This window comes from Thermoanaerobacterium sp. R66 (assembly GCF_028895185.1).
Lineage (GTDB): Bacteria > Bacillota > Thermoanaerobacteria > Thermoanaerobacterales > Thermoanaerobacteraceae > Thermoanaerobacterium.
In genome coordinates, this window is the sequence record NZ_JAEUWW010000001.1 from 2,156,244 (window position 1) to 2,175,509 (window position 19,266).

Genomic DNA, 19,266 nt, shown 5'->3' on the forward strand with positions numbered 1-19,266 from the left:
CAAAAATATTATTGTATTTTTATATATTATACAATATAGTTTAAAAAATGTATACATTTTTTAGAAGTTATAAAATCGAGATTTGATAAAAATTTCCTTTAAAATCTATGAATTTTTACTTTGATTTAAAAAATTTTTTATAAAAAACTGTAACGAATTTTATTTTAATTTGTTTTATATTTATGAGAGGAAAAAATAGTTAGGTAGATTTTGGGGTTATGTAGAGGTGATTAAAATAAATAAAGATAAACTAATCTCGTTAATAGTATTAATAATTTTGTCTTTATCAATTTTAATTGTAATAAGTGCAAAATATATTATTAGTCATAAATATATATATAATGAAAATATTAATACAAGTGCCATAAAAGCATTAAAAGAAAAGTTAAATGAATCTAACTGTATTACCGAATATAAAATTTATTATTCCAGACCTTATTTATATTTTTCTATAATTATTGATTCAAGGTGTAAAAAAGAAGATGCATTAAATGTTTTACATATAATTAGGGATTTTGCGATTAAAGAAGGTAATATGGAAGAATTAGAAGACAAATTTTATATACTGTCTATAGATGCCAGATTTTATAAAGATAAAAATATGAATAGCAAACCTGTTTATTGGTTTTCTGGCAGCAGCAAAGATGGGTATAAAGTATGGTATGATGAAATTGGAAATGTGAAATTATTTGATTAAAGTATAAAATTATCGGGTGGTGATATAGTGAATTTTGTGGCAATATTAGTTATGTTACAAGGGGCCTTGTATATATTAGACTCAATTATGAGGATGCTTGAAAGAGTAAACTTTAAAATTGGCAGTAATGTCATACTAAGCACAAATTTTTATTTTATTGGTATCATATTTGGAGCTGTATTTATTATATCATCAATTGGGTTATTAAAGAAAAGAAAATATGGATATTTTTTAGCATTATCTCTTTATACAATATTGATTATTTATTATTTAATGGCTATAGCATATTTAATTATTAACCAGCAGTATTTTTTGGCATTTTACTGTATTGCTGTAATGGCTGTTTTTTATATGATTATTAATTATATCAGGAAGAATAAATCAGGATTTACTAAATAGCTAAATATTTTTTAATACTCTAAAATTGCATAGATTTTAGCGAAATATGCAACAATGAACAATGACATGTTTATACAGTTCAAATAGGCACTAATGCAGGTATTGTGAGGAGTTGTTATAATTGGGATTAGGTATAATGATAGACATTAAAACTATTATGCCGGTGATAGTTTTAATATATGGATGGCTAATTTTTTATATGTGGAGAAAGAAACAACGCAGTATTGGATATATATTATGTTTTTCGATATTTTTCATATATTTGCTTTCTGTAGCTCACTATACTTTGTTTCCGATTCGATTATTCCAACACAATGACTTGATTAAAGATGGAGTTGATTGGAAAAACGGTTTAAACTTTATTCCATTTCGTGAATTGACATATTCTTATCTTAATTCAGTACAAGGATGGGGGAATGTGATAATTACCGTTCCTTTTGGTTTTGGACTGCCGTTTATAAGTAATGTCGATCTGAAATCAGTTATTTGGAAAGGGTTCTTATTTTCTATTTCGATAGAGCTTCTACAGTTTTTAGAAAACATATTTTATTTATCTGGTTATGTTGCCAGAAGGGTTGATACTAACGATGTAATACTAAATGCATTAGGTATATTATTAGGTTACTGTTTATTTTGTATACTTTCTTGGTTTTATATTAAAAGCATACCGCCAAATGAAAAGGTGAAAGGAGTGTGGGATCATATTCACAAAGTTTTAATTAAGAGAGAATTCTAGAAGTATATTACCTGGGCTGGTTTGGATAATATGATTAAAGAGGAGTTGGTGTGAGGATGAAATTTACTTTTCTTAAACGTATTTTGTTTGTTGCTATTTTTGCTGTTGTATGTACAGGATCCATCGCTTACGCTGTACAAGATGATGGAAAATCTGTAACCAAAGAAACTGTCATGCAAGCAGGATATTCTCAAGAAATGGACAATGGCATAATCATTTATAAAGATTCAGGTGGAGGCACTGTAATACATTTTCCTTATGTTCCGAAAATCAAGTTAAACGGGCAAGAGATAAAATTTACTAAGGAGCCATTTACTTTAATAGACGGAATTACAGTAGTACCGGCCCGTGAATTTTTTGAAAAATTAGGTGCAACAGTGAATTGGCATAGTGACAGTCAAACAATAACAGCAGAAAAAGATAGTACGACTGTAGAGTTGACAATAGGGTCAAAGGTAGCAAAAATAAATGATAAGATCAATGAACTTCCGGTGAAGGCGAGATTAGGCGATAATTGCACATATATTCCCCTAAGGGTTATAAGTGAAGCATTTGGATATAAAGTCGATTATAAAGATGGTATTATAACAGTAGATGCTGCTCAAGGTAATTAAATATAGTGCATATCTATAATAAGCTGTTGACAAATGTAACTTACAAAATAAAGACAGAAAATAATCTGTCCTTATTTTTTTATCTTGCAATTGAAGAAAAATTAAGAGCTAAAAATGCTTTTTCGTTCCTAAAAATGATATTTTCGTTCTCAAATTGACAATATTAAAATGAAATCATATATACTGAAATTGATAAAAAATTTTATAAAAAACTGTAACGAAATCCAGTGTAAGTTGTTTTATATTTATGAGAGGGAAAAATTAGTGAGGTGATAGTGTGTTTAAAAAATTCTTGTCTATTTTTGTGCTGACAATAATAATGGTGACATCACTTTCAACCACTGGTTTTGCGGATGATGGTATTTCAAAAAAATTAGTGACAAGTCCAATAACGCCTAATTGGATAGCCATATCCCAGTTTACTAACACATTCGACATATCATCAATGGGAAAATCGACCGTCGACAGCGTATTATATGCTTTCAGCGTCGACAAAATCAGAATTGATGCGTATTTGCAACAGTACAAGAACGGAAAGTGGGTGACAATCAAAAGCTGGTCAACCACATCGACAGACATTAGTTGCTCCATAAGTGAAATATGGTATGTGGAAGAAGGGTATTATTACAGGCTTGTAACAAAAGGTACAGTTTATAGAAATGGAGTTCAATTAGAGCAAGCTAACTATACAAGCGATGCACGCTGGTATTAAAAGAGGATATTGCGATTAACTGAAAAGTAAAAAGATGGAGTGATATTGATGAACAATGACATGTTTATAAAAAGAGGAAATGGTAAGCTGACTGTGTCTTATAGGGAATCATTGCTTTTAAATATCAATCCTGAAAAAAACTCATTTGATAAAACAATCGATGATGATGCATTGTTAAAAAAGAAAAGAGAAAACAACTTTTTAATATTGCTGTTAAACAACTTTGTAAACCAATGCTATAGGTACAGGATGCTTATTGAAGAAGGATATTTCTTTATTCTGTGTGATAAAGACGGTTATGTGATTGAAATTATAGCTAATGACCAATTAAATGAAGATTTTAAAAAACTGCAATTTAGAGAAGGCATAAGCCTAAGGCTTGAAGACAGTGGAACAAATGCAGTCAACATAGCCATGGAATACAAAAGCCTTGCACAGTTATACGGAAAAGACCATTGTTGCGACTTGTTTAAGAATTGGTATTGTACTGCAATGCCTATTACAGATCATTATAGCAAAGAAATAGTGGCATATCTTGATATATCCCGTATAAAGATTCCCAGCATAAAAGAGCAGAGCATTACACTAAAAAACATAGCAATTTACATTGAAAAATGTATATCATGTAGAAGTGCAAATATGTCTTTCATAGGAGGAGAGATCGATGATACTGATAAGCTTATCCTATCATCATTGGTCCGAAATGGGGTAAGGAAAGTAGTAATGGACGAAGTAGGCATATCTGATAGAGCATTGAGAAACCATCTAAATAAATTAGGTATATTGTTTGATGCAAACAATGATATAAAAATAATAATGACAGCCATAAACATAGGCATCATAGACATACATGGCAATATATTATAAAATGATGTTCCGGAATTCGGCATTTATTTCATAAAAAATATGCCGAATTCCGGAACTTCCCAAATGTTGGACTTGGAGTTATAATGTAGTCAAACAAATGAATGGCCATTCGATGTTTAATAAAAATGTAGTTAGTATGCTGTTTTGGTATCGAAATAGTGTTACTAACTATAAAAGGGAGATGTTTAGTAATGTTAAAAAAGGCTGTTTCATTGGTTCTTGTTGTAGTGCTTCTTTCAGTCTCATCATTCAATTATGTTTTTGCTACTAATGAAAATAGCTCAAAAATGGCTACGAAAAACGATCTTGAAATAATGGTTAACAAAACTGACAATGATAATTTAACGGCGACAATAAGAAATAAATCAAATGGAACTCAAATAAATTATGTATACAAAAAAGATATTGATGGAAGTTCGATGTTACAATATAACATAGATAATAAATATAATGTTAAAGTAATAATTGATAAGAACAATAAAGTAAGAACTGAGATGGATAAAAAAACAATTGATGAGTTTAATAATATGATAAAAAATCAAAGTAATGTAATGTTGCCAAGTGTAATCTCACCAAACTCGGTGATTGGTGGTGGCGGTGGTGAAACGCAATGGAATGATGGTATTTTAGAATTTGTTTCCGGTTGGAATAGTGAAATAGGTAATATAGTCCCTTATGCTCATCCAGATTATTTATATTATAAGATTGGTTCGAAGTATAATGCAAATTTAACTGGATATACCTACAATTTCACACAAATTGGGACCGATACCGTATCAAATATTAATACTGTAACAGGCATTGCTTTAGGAGGATTAATAGGAGGAGCTATAGGTGCTACGGTGGGCGGAACTTATGGTGGTTTAATGGGCTCAATTGTTGGTGGGGCATTGGGAGGATATTTTGCAAATAAAGGTTGTCAAGCGCTGGAAGACGAAAGAGGTACAGTATGGTCACAAATTGATAAGGATCCTGAACTTGTCAACAAAGGGACTGTATATTTTCCAAGCTATTATGCACATTTTAAAGTTATATCTGTTGGGCCATATTATGTAGATGATTATTACTTCCCAATGCCACAATAGATAGATTGAATTTTATCAATAATGGCAAAATGGAAATCAAAAATTGGTGATATAATTATTTAGTACATCAGTTGAATCGCATTTATAAAATAAGATGAACGATATATTTAAATTTTTATCGTTCATCTTATTAAAAGATTTTATTAAAGGGTGGAAAATATTATGAAAAAGAGGTATGTAATTATTATTTATATATTGTTTTTTAACATTATAGTATTATACGCATCAACAATTTTGATAAATAATTTTATTAATGCATTTGAGAGAGCATATATGAGATTATTCATATACCACACTATTATGTTGCCTCAATATCATGATGTTTTATTAACAAGATCTCTCATAATATATTTAGCTGGTGCATTTCATATAATAATTTTATTTTATTCGTTAGATAAAATTTTTGACAAAAAGTATGTCAATGATAAAATATACAAAAAAGGGCGTGCATATTTTATTAGTAATATTATAATTCTGTCTTTTTTCTTTTTATATCTTAATAATTTTATTGATGCGTTTGGAGAGATATATAAGAGATTTAATATATATCATACTATAACAATACAATATTATCATAATATCATATTTTATAGAATATTTGTAATATATCTAATTGGTATATCACATGTGCTATTGATTTTATATATTTCTAAATATATCAGTGAAGAAAAATCGACGAAATAACTTATAATGATACCAGAAAACTAGACAAACAAAAAACAAAAATTGTATTATATGTATTGAGAGAAACAATGTTTATAATGCTAGGTGGCATGATATGAAAACAAATGTATCTAAAAGAATAATAATTTCTCTTATTTGTGTAGTAACCATTTTATTTGTTGGCTGTTCTAAAAGCGGAATTAGTATGAACTATGTCAAAACTCCAGATAAAATTTATTTAACTGGAGATTTACATAGGCAGGAAATCATTGAATTAAATAAAAAATATGAAGAAACAAAGGATTATAATGAAAAACAAAAAATATTACAAGAAATTGCCCAGCTTGAGGTTAAATCTACAGTAATGATCGATGATAAAGTGTTTATTAATAAGTTTTTAAATTATATCCACAATTCAAAAGGAAAAGATGAAGATATAATTTTGGATAGGTCGAGTAAAGATTATTATTCAATGCAGTTTGCATATAATGGTTTAAAAACAATGGATGAAAATAAGCTGAAAGAAGGATATATGATAACAAATATTAATATTTACAATGGTTATGCGCTATTCCCTAAATATGACAAAACTTCAAACAACAATATAACTTTCATAAGTGTTAAATTAAGTGATAGTATGATGAATTATTTAAAAGATTATTACAAATCAAAAGCGAGATGATGAGTATGCCTTTATAAAATTTTCAAATTTATTATTGCTTTTCATATACAATAACACCATCCCGGTTAATATTATCTAATAACTTTTTGTCAGTATTATCATCTATAGAGACTATATCAAGTTTCAATAGAGTATTTATATCATCTAAATCGCAATAAATTGCGCCTTTATGTGAACCATCTTTGCAATATACGGCAATATCTATATCACTGGTCTTTCTATTATCTCCTTTTGATCTTGAACCATATATTACCATTTTATCAATATCATTATATTTTTCACCTATAAATTTAATTGAACATATTATGAAATGCACTACAATCGACATTTCGCTTAAAAATTTTATAAAATCTATTTACAACGTAACAGTGTTATGTTATACTATCCATGTGGAGGTGAATGTTAGTGGATAACAATGATTTAATATCGAAAAAAGAATTGCTTGAGATTACGGGTATTTCCTACGGGCAGCTTTACAGGTGGAAAAGAAAAAATCTTATTCCTGAGGAATGGTTTATAAGAAAGTCTACATTTACAGGACAAGAGACATTTTTCCCTAAAGCAAAAATTCTTGAAAGAGTAAATAAAATTCTAAGCATGAAAGAAGACTTGTCATTGGACGACCTTGCAAATATGCTTTCGCCAAATCCGTCAGAGATTGTATTAAGCTTAGATGAGATAAAAAAACGCAACATTGTTTCGTCAATATCTTTGGAATTATATGTAAAGACGTTTGGAGAAGAAAAAGAATTTTCATTTAACTCCATTCTATATATTTACATTGTTGATGAAATGATAATTGCAGGAGATATAAATCTTGAGGAAGGAAAAATCATTTTAGAAACTTTGAGAGAAAATTACAATAAATTCAATGGGAAGAATTGTGATCTATTATTTGTGAGAAAGTTTGGAGTATCTACATGTTTTTTGGTATCAAGTGGGTCTGAAGTTTATTTCGAGCCGGGCGCGAAAATTATTAAAAGACTGAGTATTGCGGGAATTATTGAAGAATTAAAAATAAAATTAGTAAATGGGGGCGAGCTTAATGAGTAGTGAAAACTTAAATGACTTAATCGGTAGTGGCGTAGGAGATTCTGCTGGTGGCAAGTATCGAAATGTCATAATAAGCGGTGTTATGGGAGTGAAAGGCGATGTAGAATGCACAGATTTTAAATGCAGTGGTGTTTCAAAAGTAGATGGCAGCATAAAAGCAGAAAGCATTCTTGTAAGTGGAGTCAATAATGTAAATGGAGATATTAAGTGCAAAGAATTAACCGTGGAGGGGTCATTGAATGTTGCTGGCAGTTTGAATGCCGAGAAAGTTCAGATATATGGTGTGCTCAAGGTAAATGATGACTTAAATTCAGAGATATTTATTTCACGAGGAGGATTTACCATAAACGGACTTTTAAATGCGGAAAATATAGATATAAACCTCTTTGTAAAATGTAAAGTGAGAGAAATCGGTGGACAAAGTATCAATGTTTGTAGAGACAATACAAACAATATAAAATTCTTTGAAAAAATCCTTGAGACATTTTCAGCACCACAAAGATTGATTGTGGACACTGTTGAAGGCGATGATATTTATATAGAGTACACCAATGCAAAAATCGTAAGAGGTAAAAACGTCAAAATTGGCCCGGGTTCAAATGTTGATATTGTAGAATATGAGGATAAATTTGAAAAAGATGATAATGCGAATGTTAAGGAATTTAAAAAGGTGTAAAGGAGTGCTTATCATGGATTTTGAGAAAAGGCAAGATATAAAGATTATTGGTGATAATACATCTGCAGGCGGCTTATTTAATAATGTCTCAGTAGTAGGAAATGGGATTTTTAATAGCTCTGTTGACTGTGCATACATCAAAACTACCGGGGATTGTACAATAAATGGAGACTTAAAAACTGTCTCTGGGGTAGTTGCAGGAAGTATAGCTATAAAAGGCAGCTTATTTGCCGATATATTTAAGGTTGCAGGCAACATGACAGTAGATGGTGATACGTCTATTAAAAATTTAATAACGCACGGAAATACGACAATTAATGCAAATATTTCGTCTGAGAAAATAGATGCAAATGGCTATTTTACAGTAGAAGGAAATTGCAATTCTGAAACTTTTAAATCAGACAGCATTGTCATGAAGTTAAATGGGCTCTTGAATGCTGATGACATAGACATCTACATCTATGGTAGTAATTTTGTCAAAGAAATTGGCGGAGAGAAAATCATGATAAGACGAGGCTCTGAATCAATATTCACGAGGCTTAAGCTTATCAAATCGATGATTTATGATATGTGTAAAGGTAACCTTACAACAGATGTCATTGAAGGTGATGAAATATACCTGGAGTATACGACGGCGAAAGCTGTGAGAGGTAAGAATGTCACAATTGGTAAAGGGTGCAATGTAGAGCTTGTAGAATATGTGGATAATTTCACTCAACACAATGATTCTGTTGTCAGAGAAAGCAAGAAGATAATATTATAGCCAAACACAGGTGTCCTGCGTCTGGCTTTATTTTTTATTGTATATCTATTTTTCTGCCCTTTGGTTTATCTGGATGCAATTTTGGCATTACGATGGTCAATATGCCGTTTTCAAATTTTGCAGTTGTTCTTTCTGAGTCTACTTCGGCGGGAAGTCCTATTCTTCTTTCAAATGAGCCATAATACCTTTCGTTTAAATAGTAGCTTTGATTTTTTCTTTCGGATTCTTTTGAAGTCTGCCCTTTTATCTCAAGTATATCATCGTGAACGCTTATTTCTATGTCTTTTTTGTCAACACCAGGCAATTCGGCTGTCGCTGTAATTTCAGTTTCGGATTCTGTAATATCTATTCTGGGTCGAGCAAATATATTTGATAATGCAGGTAAGTTAAAGTCAAAATTAAAATCCGGCCACATGTCGTTGCCGCGCCATTTTATTAAGCTCATAAATGACACCTCCAATAATTTTTACAAAAATATTTTGTGAAAAATAGATTTTTTTATTCTTACATTTTCAATATATGTATGGTAAAATCTATTGTAGACAAAATGAAAAGGAGTTTTGGTATGAGGCCGTCTGAAAAAGATGCTAATAAAATCTATCTGCTTATACTGATCCTATTTGTTTTTGTAGGTTCATACGTTCAGAGAAAATCATTGTATTTAGGGCTTGTTATTACAGAGTTTGTTATCGTTTTGCTGCCTGTTGTACTTTTTCTGATTTTTAAAAGGTATGACGTAAAATACGTATTAAGATTAAATAAACTTAACTTAAATCATGTGTTTTTAATAATAGCTATAATGATATGCGGTATGTTTGTATCCAGCTTTTTTAGCATCTTGACAAATTACGTACTAAGTAAATTCGGTAAAATACCTATACCGCCTATAAATGCTGCCACCGACATTGGAGGATTGATAAAACAGATATTGATAATTTCAGGGACTGCAGCTTTATGCGAGGAGATACTTACAAGAGGGCTTATTTTGAGAAGTTATGAGATGAGAGGCTCTATAAAGGCTGTCGTCATATCAGGCATAATGTTTGCCGCATTGCATCTTAATGTGCAGAATTTTTTAAGTGTAGTCTTTTTAGGGTGCTTATTGGGATTTCTTGTTCAAAGGACTGATTCAATTTACGCTTCAATGTTAGGACATTTTACAAACAATACTATGGTACTTATATTGCAATATGCGTCAAATAAAGTTTCAAGTGCGGCAGGGCTTAAGCCTGGAACCATGGTAAAAATGAATATTCCATTTTTATCTGTAGTGGTGTATGGATTCATCGCTATAGCGGCAGGTACGATTCTTTACATGCTTCTTGAAAAACTCGTGAAAACTACAGATCCATACATTATTCACAGCACTACAACTTTAAAAGATGATTTTAAGATATTGCTTCAATGGCCTCTTTTCTTATCTTTATTGATTTTTTTAGCCATGATAGGTTTGGAGCTATTGGGAATATCGGGGTCTCAGTATTACGGAAAAATTGTCAAGTTTATCTATTGAGGCTTGTAAGTTGACAATAAATCTAAATTGGTATAAAATATAAGTAACTGCAATCGGTTTCACTAAGGTGGTGTTAAGATGAATGTAACAATAAAAGACGTTGCGCAAAGAGCACATGTTGCACCTTCGACTGTGTCAAGGGTTATTGCGGATAATCCAAGGATAAGCAAAGAGACGAAGGAAAGAGTTTTTAAGGCAATGGAAGAGTTGGGGTATTACCCTAATGCTATTGCAAGAAGTTTAGCCAGCAAGATGACCTACACTATAGGGCTTATAATGCCTCGATCTGCAGAAGATGCGTTTTCAAATCCTTTCTTTCCTGAAGTCATGAGAGGCATAAGCGTGGTTGCCCATAACGAAAAGTACGATTTGCTTATATCGACATCAGGCAATGAAGAGGAAGAAAAACAGGCTGTCATAGATATGGTAAAAGGAAGAAGAGTTGATGGCATCGTGCTTCTCTGCTCAAGGACTACAGATGAGCTAATACCTTGGCTTAGAGAGGAGAAGTTTCCTTTTACTGTAATAGGAAAGCCTTTAGATTCTAAGGGCGTATGCTGGGTAGATAACGACAATATTGGAGCATCAAGGCTTGCTACCAATTATCTCATAAAACACGGTCACAGAGAGATAGCATTTATAAGCGGTTCACTGGAATTCGTAGTAAGTTTGGATAGACTTGATGGTTATAAGTTGGCATTAGAGGAGAATAATATTCCATTTGACAAAGAATTGGTTGCTCAAGATGAATTTTCAGAAGATGGCGGTTACAATGCCATGATGAGGATTTTGAAGCAAAAGAAACCTACTGCGGTTGTTGTGACAGACGATATAATGTCTTTTGGTGTCATAAGGGCAGCCATAGATTATGGGCTTAAAGTGCCGCAAGACGTATCCCTTATCGGGTTTAACAATATTCCTCTTTCTGCTTATGCAAATCCGCCCCTTACGACGATAGACATTTCCACTTTTGATTTAGGTGTGAAATCTGCAGAGCTGTTGCTTAAGAACATTAAAAATAAAGACTTTGTTGCAGATCACATGATTGTACCTGTAAAATTAATCGAAAGAAAGTCATGCATAAAAAAATAAATAGGCTAAATGCCTATTTATTTTTATGCGCCTATTGCCGCTTTTTTGTTGAAGTTTAAAAGCATGTTGCCTATCTCGTATACATCGCCTGCACCTATTGTTATTACAAGATCGCCATTTTTTATAGTGCCTTTGAGATAGTCTACTATGTCAGTGAATTCCTTTATGTAGTATACTTCATTTCCTCTATCTTTTATAAGGTTAGCCAGATCTTCTGCTCGTACTATTCCTGTGTCTTTTTCACGCGCAGCGTATATATCTGTTATTATAGTAATATCGGCATCGTCAAAAGAGGCAGCGAAGTCATTCAAAAGCGAATAAGTCCTCGTATATGTGTGAGGCTGAAATACGCATATTATTCTATTGTGAGGGTAATTTAATGCAGAAGACAATGTAGCTTTGATTTCTGTTGGATGGTGGGCATAGTCGTCGATTATTACTGCGCCGTCGATTGTACCTTTGAATTCAAATCTTCTGTGGGTGCCTTTAAACTTCTTAATGACATCCGGAGTCTTTTTTATATCTACGCCTAAAAGGTGACATACTGATAGTGTTGCCAATGCGTTTAATATGTTGTGCTTTCCTACAATGGACAGCTCAAAGCGTTCCACAAATGTACCATTGTGATACACATCAAACGAAGGGAATCCTTTTTCATCAAATTTTATATTTTTAGCATTCCATGTACAGTTGCTGTCGATTCCAAACGTGATGATATTGCGGTCTACATTTTTAAGCACGCTCATTGTATTAGGATCATCGCCACATGCAACTACAAATCCGTCATTTGGAACAAGGTTTGCAAACTGCGTGAATGACTGCTTTATGTTGTCGATGTTTTTAAAGTAATCAAGGTGGTCTGAATCAACATTTAAAATGACCGCAATATACGGATAAAACTTTAAAAAACTGTCTGTGTATTCACATGCTTCTGTTATAAAGTATTCTGAATTGCCTACTCTTACATTTCCGCCGATTATGTCGACTTCTCCGCCGACTAAGACTGTCGGGTCGTAATTCATCTCTTCCAGTAAAACGGATATAAGCGAAGTCGTTGTGGTTTTGCCGTGACTTCCAGCGACTCCGATGCCGTACTTGTATTTTTTCATTATTTCACCTAAAAGCGTTGCCCTATCTATTGTGGGTATGTTAAGCTCTCTCGCTCTTATCATTTCGGGATTGTCTTCCTTTACTGCCGCTGTGTATACGACTAAGTCTGCTCCGTCCACATTTGAAGCGCTATGGGGAATATTAATTATTGCACCTTCATTTCTTAATTTTTTTATTATATGAGAATCCTTTATGTCTGACCCTGTTACAATGTGTCCAGAGTTTAGCATTATATGTGCAAGGCCGCTCATGCTTATGCCACCAATTCCTATGAAATGAACTCTTTTAAAATTTTCGATGTCTATTATCATTAATATAGCACCTCTTTCAAATTTTGTTATTATTATTGCCAAAAAACGGTCTCTTTATGAAAATAAAATACTATACAAAAAGATTATATCACATATTGCAAATTAATGAACTTTAAAATATAATGTTAATTAAAAGTTTGTCTTTGGAGGTTTTTCGATGAATTCATACAAAAGGTACGAGAGGATCAGTGTTATACTTAAGATATTGACCGAAAACCCCAATAAATTGTATAACTTGAATTATTTTATGGACTTATTTAATGTGGCAAAGTCCACTGCATCAGAAGACATGGATATACTACAAGGTATATTAGAAAAGTTCGGCTTAGGTAAGATAAAGACTGTTGCAGGGGCTGGCGGTGGTATAAAGTACATTCCTATAAATAATATAGATAATTATCGAGAATTTATGATAGATATATGCAATAAGCTTCAAGATCCAAAAAGGATTATTCCTGGAGGTTTTTTGTACACTGCCGACATCATTTATTCTCCACAGTACGCCAATAAGATAGGTGAAATTCTATCATATCCATTTCAAGACAAAGATGTAGATGCAGTTGTCACAGTTGAGACAAAAGGAATACCTATTGCCATCATGTGTGCCAAAGCATTAAATGTTCCATTAGTGATTATAAGGCAGGACAATAGAGTAACTGAAGGTTCATCTGTTTCGATAAACTACGTTTCAGGTTCGCAAAAGCAGATAAAAGCCATGTCCCTTTCAAGGAGATCTTTAGAGAGGAACTCAAAAGTTGTTTTGATAGATGATTTCATGAAAGCGGGTGGTACTATAAAAGGCATGATTGAGCTTATGAATGAGTTTGATGCAGAAGTAATAGGTGCTGGCGTCATGATATCTACAAAAGAACCTGAGAACAAGGTCGTAAAAAACTATTTTTCTATATTTACGCTTGTAGACATGAATGAGGAGAAAGAAACTGTAAAGATGGAGATAAGCGATTGGTTAAAATAATGTATAATATGCATAATAATGGAAATAATAGTGTGGTGGCATAAAATGAATTTTTTTATCAAAATTTTTCTAAATTTTAATTTTTCATGGAGGAAATTTTGATTTAATGGCGAATAATATTAAGGTAAGAAATTTTATTTAATTTTTCTTATGCTAAAAGTCATAAATTATTGGCTTATATTGCAGGAAGGTGGTGAGCTTATGGAAATTACAGACGTTAGGGTGAGAAAAATAAACGAGGAAGGCAAAATGAGAGCTGTGGTTTCTGTAACCTTCGATAATGAATTTGTTGTTCATGATATAAAGGTTATTGAGGGACAGAATGGTTTGTTTATAGCTATGCCTAGCCGCAAGACACCCGAAGGAGAGTTTAAAGATATTGCACATCCAATAAATTCAGAGACAAGAGCAAAGATTCAATCTGCTATACTTAGCGAATACGAAAAAGCTAAAGAGCAGGACAAGCCGCAAGGACAGGAATAAAAAGGAGGTTTCTCCTTTTTATTTTTTTGTTGAACTTTGTCAAATTTATAGTTAAAATAGTATAGGAGTAAAGAGTTAAAATATTAAGAATGTATTAGAAGGTGTCGCGATGGATAATTTTGTTACGCTAATACTTGCTGCAGGACTTGGAAAGAGGATGAAATCAAAGCATCCAAAAGTGATTCACAAAGTCTGTGGAAGGTCTATGGTTGAGTGGGTTGTAAGGAGTGCCAAAGAAGCTGGTTCACAGGATGTAGTCGTGGTTTTAGGACACGGTGCTAATGAGGTAAAGAATGTATTGGGTGACAGCGTTAAATATGCGTATCAAGAAAAACAGCTTGGTACTGGACATGCTGTCATGGTTTCGAAAGACTTATTGCCTGATACGGGTAACATAATGATCTTGACTGGTGATACACCGCTTATAACGTCTGAGTCATTGAAGAAATTCTATGACTTCCATTTAAGAGAGCAAAATTCTATCACAATATTATCTTCTTTTTTTGACGTTCCAGATGGGTATGGAAGAATTGTACGGGATTCAAATGGCAATGTTTTAAAAATTGTTGAGGACAAAGATGCCAATGATGTAGAAAAAGGTATCCATGAGATAAATTCCGGAATGTACATTTTTAATTCTGACTATTTAAGGAAATCGCTTCAACATATAGGCAACAACAATGCACAAGGGGAATATTATCTGACGGATGCCATAGAGATAGTGATAAAATTAGGTGGAAAAGTTGGAGCATATCAGGCTCCAAATGAGGAGATAATGGGGGTCAATACAAGAGTACAGCTAAAAGACGCAGAAAAGGTCATGAGAAAAAGGATAAATGAAAGGCTTATGTTAGACGGTGTCACCATAATCGATCCTGATAGCACTTACATTGGACCTGATGTTGTTATAGGAATGGACACGATTATATATCCTGGCACTATGATAGAAGGCAAGACTACGATTGGAGAAGACTGCGAAATAGGACCTAATTCATACATCATCGATTCAGAAATAGGAAATGGCTGTAAAATAGTATTTTCTATGATCACCGAATCAAAACTTCACAACAATATAAAATTAGGACCGTTTGCTCAGATAAGGCCTGAAAGCGTAATACACGACAATGCTAAGCTTGGCAATTTCATAGAGATAAAGAAATCAGTCATAGGTGAAGGAACAAAAGTGCCTCATTTGACTTATATAGGTGATGCGGAAGTCGGGAAACGCGTTAACATGGGCTGTGGTTCTATAGTCGTCAATTACGATGGTAAAAACAAGCACAAGACCATCATAGGCGACGATGTTTTTGTTGGATGCAATGTAAACTTGGTATCGCCTCTTAAAGTCAATGACAAAGCTTTTATAGCTGCAGGCTCCACCATAACAGATGAAGTGCCAGAAGGAGCATTGGCAATAGCAAGATGTCGCCAGACCAACAAAGAAGGATGGGTAGAAGAAAGAAGAAAAAAAGGAGGACTATAGGAGTGGTAAGACACGGAGGAGCAATAAAGATTTTTAGTGGCAATTCAAACCCTGAATTGGCGAGGGAGATTGCCGAAAACTTAGGGCTTACATTAGGTGATTCAGAAGTTGGTACATTTAGCGATGGTGAGATAAGCGTAAGGATCAAAGAAAGCATAAGAGGTGCAAATGTATTTGTCGTTCAGTCTACATGTTCACCAGTAAATGATAACCTTATGGAACTTTTAATAATGATAGATGCATTTAAAAGGGCATCTGCAGGAGAGATAACTGCTGTCATACCTTATTACGGTTATGCAAGACAAGACAGGAAGTCTAAACCAAGAGATCCGATAACGGCTAAATTGGTAGCTGACCTTATTACAGTTGCAGGTGCCGACAGAGTTCTCACAATGGATCTCCACGCGGCACAGATTCAAGGATATTTCAATATACCGGTCGATCATCTTCTTGGCGGTCCAATACTGGCGAAATATTTCATGGAAAAGGATTTGGGCGGAGACGTAGTAGTTGTATCGCCAGATCACGGAAGTGTAGTAAGAGCAAGGAATTTTGCGGAAAAACTTAATGCGCCTATAGCCATAATAGATAAGAGAAGGCCAAAGGCTAATGTAGCAGAGATAATGAACCTCATAGGTGATGTAAGAGGGAAAATAGCCATATTGGTAGATGACCTTATTGATACAGCAGGGACGTTACAACAGGGAGCGCAAGCGCTTATTGACAATGGTGCAAAAGAGGTGTATGCGTGTGCTACGCACGGTGTTTTGTCAGGTCCTGCGATAGAAAGGTTGATGGATTCTCCAATAAAAGAATTAGTCATAACAGATACTATCCCGCTTCCTGAGGAGAAGAAGATAAGCAAGATAAAGGTAAGGACTGTAGCTCCATTGTTGGCGGAAGCCATAATGCGAATATATGAAGGTATGTCTGTAAGCAAATTGTTTGTATAGGCACTAAGGTGCCTTTTTTTGTATGCACAATCCATCATTGCGGTTTTTAAATCAATTATGTATAATAGTCTTAAAAAGAGGGGTGTTTGTATGGGCGAAAACAAAAAAATATATATAGTTGACGATGATAGAAATATATGTGAGATAATTTCACTTTATCTTGAAAAGGAAGGCTTTGCAACATTAAAGATCAGTGACGGGCTTACAGCATTGAACAAAATAAAAGAAGAACTCCCCTTGCTTATTATACTTGATTTGATGCTTCCCGGCATTGATGGAATGACGTTGTGCAAAGAGGTTAGGAAATTTACAAATGTACCTATTATAATGCTTACAGCCAAAGGAGATACATTTGATAAGGTATTAGGGCTGGAGATAGGCGCCGACGATTACATCGTAAAGCCTTTTGATGGAAAAGAGTTAGTTGCTCGTGTCAAAGCTGTGCTGAGAAGGTATGAACATGAGGAAAATGATGGCGACAGTGTCACATACCCTGATCTTTCTATAAGTTTAAGCGAGTACAAGGTGAGATATAAAGGTGAAAATGTTGACCTTACGCCGAAGGAATTAGAGCTTTTTTACTTCTTGTGTACTCATCCAAATAAAGTATTTACGAGAGATCAACTGTTAGAAAATGTATGGGGATACGAGTACATGGGTGACAGCCGAACTGTCGATGTACACATAAAGCGTTTGAGAGAGAAAATAGGGGATGGTCCAAACTGGAAATTAACAACTGTATGGGGTGTGGGATATAAATTCGAGGTGAAATGATTTGAGCAGAAACAGGCTCTTTAGAAGGCTGCTTTTCACAAATATTGCAATAATTCTGCTTACGATGTCTATACTTTCTGTGCTTTTTTACATCATGTTTGAAAATTACTATTTTCGCGATAAAGAAAAGATAATGGTAGAAGAAGGAAAGCAGATAAACACCGTTTTGAATGATTACCTCATAGGAGACATAGACATCGACAGGCTTAATCAGGATTTAAACGTTATTGACAGGCTTATAAACGCATCGATATGGGTTGTAAGCACAGATGGGCGGATATATATACAGTCTAAGAACTTTGAAAAGAATTGGACAGGCGTCACATTAAGCAAAGATGACATCAAAAGCATTTTAAAAGGTGAGACTATTGTAAGAAGGGGATATTTTGGCGGTAGGTTTACACAGCCTGTTTTGACTGTTGGCTTTCCGCTGGTACTTGCTGGGAAGATTCAAGGTGCCATATTCATGCATGCTCCTATTGTAGAGATGCAGAAAACCTTGATGGACATATTTTTTATAATGCTTTTAGCCATAGCCATATCCATAATAATAGCATTTATACTTATTTCTTATACATCAAAGAGAATCTCTAATCCTTTAAAAGAGATGAGCATTGCAACAGAAAAGATGGCAAAAGGAGATTTTTCAACAAAGATAAACGTTGTAGATGACGATGAAATAGGAGATTTGGCAAAGTCCTTCAACATAATGTCAAGCGAATTAGGCAGGATGGATAATGCGAGGAAAGAGTTTGTGGCTAATGTTTCACATGAGCTTCGCTCGCCTTTGTCCACGATCCAAGGCTATATAGATGGCGTCGTTGATGGGACTATACCTGCGGAGAAATCCAAATTTTATTTGGAGATAGCTCAAAAAGAGACGAGGCGAATGTCTCGATTAATATCTGAACTTTTAGATATAACGAAAATGGAATCAGGGGCTTTTCCGTTAAACATATCGGAATTCGACATAAACGAGCTTATAAGGCTGACCATAATAAAGATGGAAGCAAGGATAAGCGATAAAGATCTCATGGTTAAGGTGGACTTTGAAAGCGACAAAGAAATTGTAGAGGCAGATAAAGACAAGATAGAACAAGTGCTTACTAATCTAATAGATAATGCAATTAAATTTTCAAATCCTGGTGGCTATATACACGTATCTACAGAAAAGGTGAGAGAAAAAGTTCATGTAAAAGTCCAAAATAAAGGCAAGACGATACCACCTGATGAAATTGACCATATATGGGACAGGTTTTACAAAGTTGACAAAGCCAGAAGCGGTAGCCCAGGTGTCGGATTAGGGCTTTATATTGTGAGAAGCATCATAAATCTTCACAATGAGGATATATGGGCTACCAGTAACGATGTAGACGGTACTACATTTACTTTTACACTTAAGTCAAAAAAAGTTAAGCAGTAAAATAAAATTTTTACAATTTGTTCATACTTTATTCATAAATTAAGGTTATAATAATAATCGAGAGAGAGAAAAGCCTCTCCTTGACCTCCCTTATTATAGCAGCTCGAGCCACCCCTCGGGCTGCATTTATTTTTTTCTTTTCACATAAAATTATTAAAAATAATTTACAATATGTTCACAGTTTATTAAAAATTCTAATTT

The 19,266-nt window shown here is 33.5% G+C and carries 21 protein-coding genes and 1 pseudogene; 19 read left to right on the plus strand and 3 right to left on the minus strand.

Annotated elements, in window-relative coordinates:
* Positions 1-226: 226 nt before the first annotated feature.
* The 8 genes from JJQ93_RS10790 (at position 227) to JJQ93_RS10825 (ending at position 6,455) form a co-directional block, all read left to right on the plus strand.
* Positions 227-697: a hypothetical protein gene (locus tag JJQ93_RS10790; RefSeq protein WP_274893762.1), complete on the plus strand. Its 471-nt coding sequence runs from the start codon at positions 227-229 to the stop codon at positions 695-697.
* A 36-nt stretch (positions 698-733) separates the two neighbouring features.
* Positions 734-1,096: a hypothetical protein gene (locus JJQ93_RS10795; RefSeq protein ID WP_274893763.1), complete on the plus strand. Its 363-nt coding sequence runs from the start codon at positions 734-736 to the stop codon at positions 1,094-1,096.
* 121 nt (positions 1,097-1,217) lie between these two features.
* Positions 1,218-1,832 (plus strand): VanZ family protein, encoded by a 615-nt coding sequence (locus JJQ93_RS10800; RefSeq protein ID WP_274893764.1) that lies wholly within the window; start codon positions 1,218-1,220, stop codon positions 1,830-1,832.
* Positions 1,833-1,888: 56 nt separating this feature from the next.
* Positions 1,889-2,446, plus strand: a complete 558-nt coding sequence (locus tag JJQ93_RS10805; protein ID WP_274893765.1) for a stalk domain-containing protein — start codon at positions 1,889-1,891, stop codon at positions 2,444-2,446.
* 277 nt (positions 2,447-2,723) lie between these two features.
* Entirely contained in the window at positions 2,724-3,158 is a 435-nt protein-coding gene (locus JJQ93_RS10810; RefSeq protein WP_274893766.1) for a hypothetical protein, read from the plus strand.
* Between the two features lie 48 nt (positions 3,159-3,206).
* Positions 3,207-4,025, plus strand: a complete 819-nt coding sequence (locus JJQ93_RS10815; protein ID WP_274893767.1) for an AsnC family protein — start codon at positions 3,207-3,209, stop codon at positions 4,023-4,025.
* Positions 4,026-4,216: 191 nt separating this feature from the next.
* A complete protein-coding gene (locus JJQ93_RS10820) occupies positions 4,217-5,110 on the plus strand; it encodes a hypothetical protein (RefSeq protein WP_274893768.1) in 894 nt (297 codons plus the stop codon).
* A gap of 778 nt (positions 5,111-5,888) precedes the next feature.
* Entirely contained in the window at positions 5,889-6,455 is a 567-nt protein-coding gene (locus tag JJQ93_RS10825) for a hypothetical protein (RefSeq protein WP_085112480.1), read from the plus strand.
* A gap of 31 nt (positions 6,456-6,486) precedes the next feature.
* Here JJQ93_RS10825 and JJQ93_RS10830 read toward each other — a convergent pair whose 3' ends face one another.
* Positions 6,487-6,783, minus strand: a complete 297-nt coding sequence (locus JJQ93_RS10830) for a nucleotidyltransferase domain-containing protein (protein WP_274893769.1) — start codon at positions 6,781-6,783, stop codon at positions 6,487-6,489.
* A 71-nt stretch (positions 6,784-6,854) separates the two neighbouring features.
* On the opposite strand from JJQ93_RS10830, the gene JJQ93_RS10835 reads away from it, so the two are divergent.
* Genes JJQ93_RS10835 through JJQ93_RS10845 form a run of 3 tightly spaced genes read left to right on the plus strand, consistent with a single transcriptional unit; the run spans position 6,855 to position 8,947 of the window.
* Positions 6,855-7,508 (plus strand): YhbD family protein, encoded by a 654-nt coding sequence (locus JJQ93_RS10835; protein ID WP_274893771.1) that lies wholly within the window; start codon positions 6,855-6,857, stop codon positions 7,506-7,508.
* Positions 7,501-8,184 carry a polymer-forming cytoskeletal protein gene (locus JJQ93_RS10840; protein ID WP_274893772.1) on the plus strand — a complete coding sequence of 228 codons (684 nt, stop codon included), beginning with the start codon at positions 7,501-7,503 and terminating at the stop codon, positions 8,182-8,184. The genes JJQ93_RS10835 and JJQ93_RS10840 overlap by 8 nt, the downstream gene beginning before the upstream one ends.
* 13 nt (positions 8,185-8,197) lie before the next feature.
* Positions 8,198-8,947, plus strand: coding sequence for a hypothetical protein (locus JJQ93_RS10845; protein ID WP_274893773.1), 750 nt, complete (start codon positions 8,198-8,200; stop codon positions 8,945-8,947).
* A gap of 34 nt (positions 8,948-8,981) precedes the next feature.
* Here JJQ93_RS10845 and JJQ93_RS10850 read toward each other — a convergent pair whose 3' ends face one another.
* On the minus strand, positions 8,982-9,392 hold the full coding sequence (locus JJQ93_RS10850) for an Hsp20/alpha crystallin family protein (RefSeq protein WP_085112475.1): 411 nt from the start codon (positions 9,390-9,392) through the stop codon (positions 8,982-8,984).
* A 120-nt stretch (positions 9,393-9,512) separates the two neighbouring features.
* Here JJQ93_RS10850 and JJQ93_RS10855 point away from each other — a divergent pair, with 120 nt between their 5' ends.
* Together JJQ93_RS10855 and JJQ93_RS10860 are read left to right on the plus strand one after the other, a co-directional pair.
* A complete protein-coding gene (locus JJQ93_RS10855) occupies positions 9,513-10,460 on the plus strand; it encodes a CPBP family intramembrane glutamic endopeptidase (RefSeq protein WP_085112474.1) in 948 nt (315 codons plus the stop codon).
* Between the two features lie 78 nt (positions 10,461-10,538).
* Positions 10,539-11,552 carry a LacI family DNA-binding transcriptional regulator gene (locus JJQ93_RS10860; RefSeq protein WP_274893774.1) on the plus strand — a complete coding sequence of 338 codons (1,014 nt, stop codon included), beginning with the start codon at positions 10,539-10,541 and terminating at the stop codon, positions 11,550-11,552.
* A 23-nt stretch (positions 11,553-11,575) separates the two neighbouring features.
* Here the strand turns inward: JJQ93_RS10860 and murC are convergent, their stop codons facing one another.
* Complete coding sequence (gene murC / locus JJQ93_RS10865) at positions 11,576-12,973, minus strand: UDP-N-acetylmuramate--L-alanine ligase (protein WP_274894093.1); 1,398 nt, start codon at positions 12,971-12,973, stop codon at positions 11,576-11,578.
* 157 nt (positions 12,974-13,130) lie between these two features.
* On the opposite strand from murC, the pseudogene purR reads away from it, so the two are divergent.
* The 6 genes and pseudogenes from purR (at position 13,131) to JJQ93_RS10895 (ending at position 19,065) form a co-directional block, all read left to right on the plus strand.
* Positions 13,131-13,993, plus strand: a pseudogene (gene purR, locus JJQ93_RS10870) (pur operon repressor).
* A 157-nt stretch (positions 13,994-14,150) separates the two neighbouring features.
* Entirely contained in the window at positions 14,151-14,432 is a 282-nt protein-coding gene (spoVG, locus tag JJQ93_RS10875; protein WP_013786966.1) for a septation regulator SpoVG, read from the plus strand.
* Between the two features lie 109 nt (positions 14,433-14,541).
* Positions 14,542-15,915, plus strand: coding sequence for a bifunctional UDP-N-acetylglucosamine diphosphorylase/glucosamine-1-phosphate N-acetyltransferase GlmU (gene glmU / locus JJQ93_RS10880; RefSeq protein WP_085112472.1), 1,374 nt, complete (start codon positions 14,542-14,544; stop codon positions 15,913-15,915).
* A complete protein-coding gene (locus JJQ93_RS10885; RefSeq protein ID WP_284700607.1) occupies positions 15,879-16,868 on the plus strand; it encodes a ribose-phosphate diphosphokinase in 990 nt (329 codons plus the stop codon). Before glmU ends, JJQ93_RS10885 begins: the two co-directional genes overlap by 37 nt.
* Before the next feature lie 90 nt (positions 16,869-16,958).
* Positions 16,959-17,642 carry a response regulator gene (locus JJQ93_RS10890; RefSeq protein WP_274893775.1) on the plus strand — a complete coding sequence of 228 codons (684 nt, stop codon included), beginning with the start codon at positions 16,959-16,961 and terminating at the stop codon, positions 17,640-17,642.
* A 1-nt stretch (position 17,643) separates the two neighbouring features.
* Positions 17,644-19,065 carry a sensor histidine kinase gene (locus JJQ93_RS10895; protein ID WP_274893776.1) on the plus strand — a complete coding sequence of 474 codons (1,422 nt, stop codon included), beginning with the start codon at positions 17,644-17,646 and terminating at the stop codon, positions 19,063-19,065.
* The last annotated feature ends 201 nt before the right edge of the window (positions 19,066-19,266 follow it).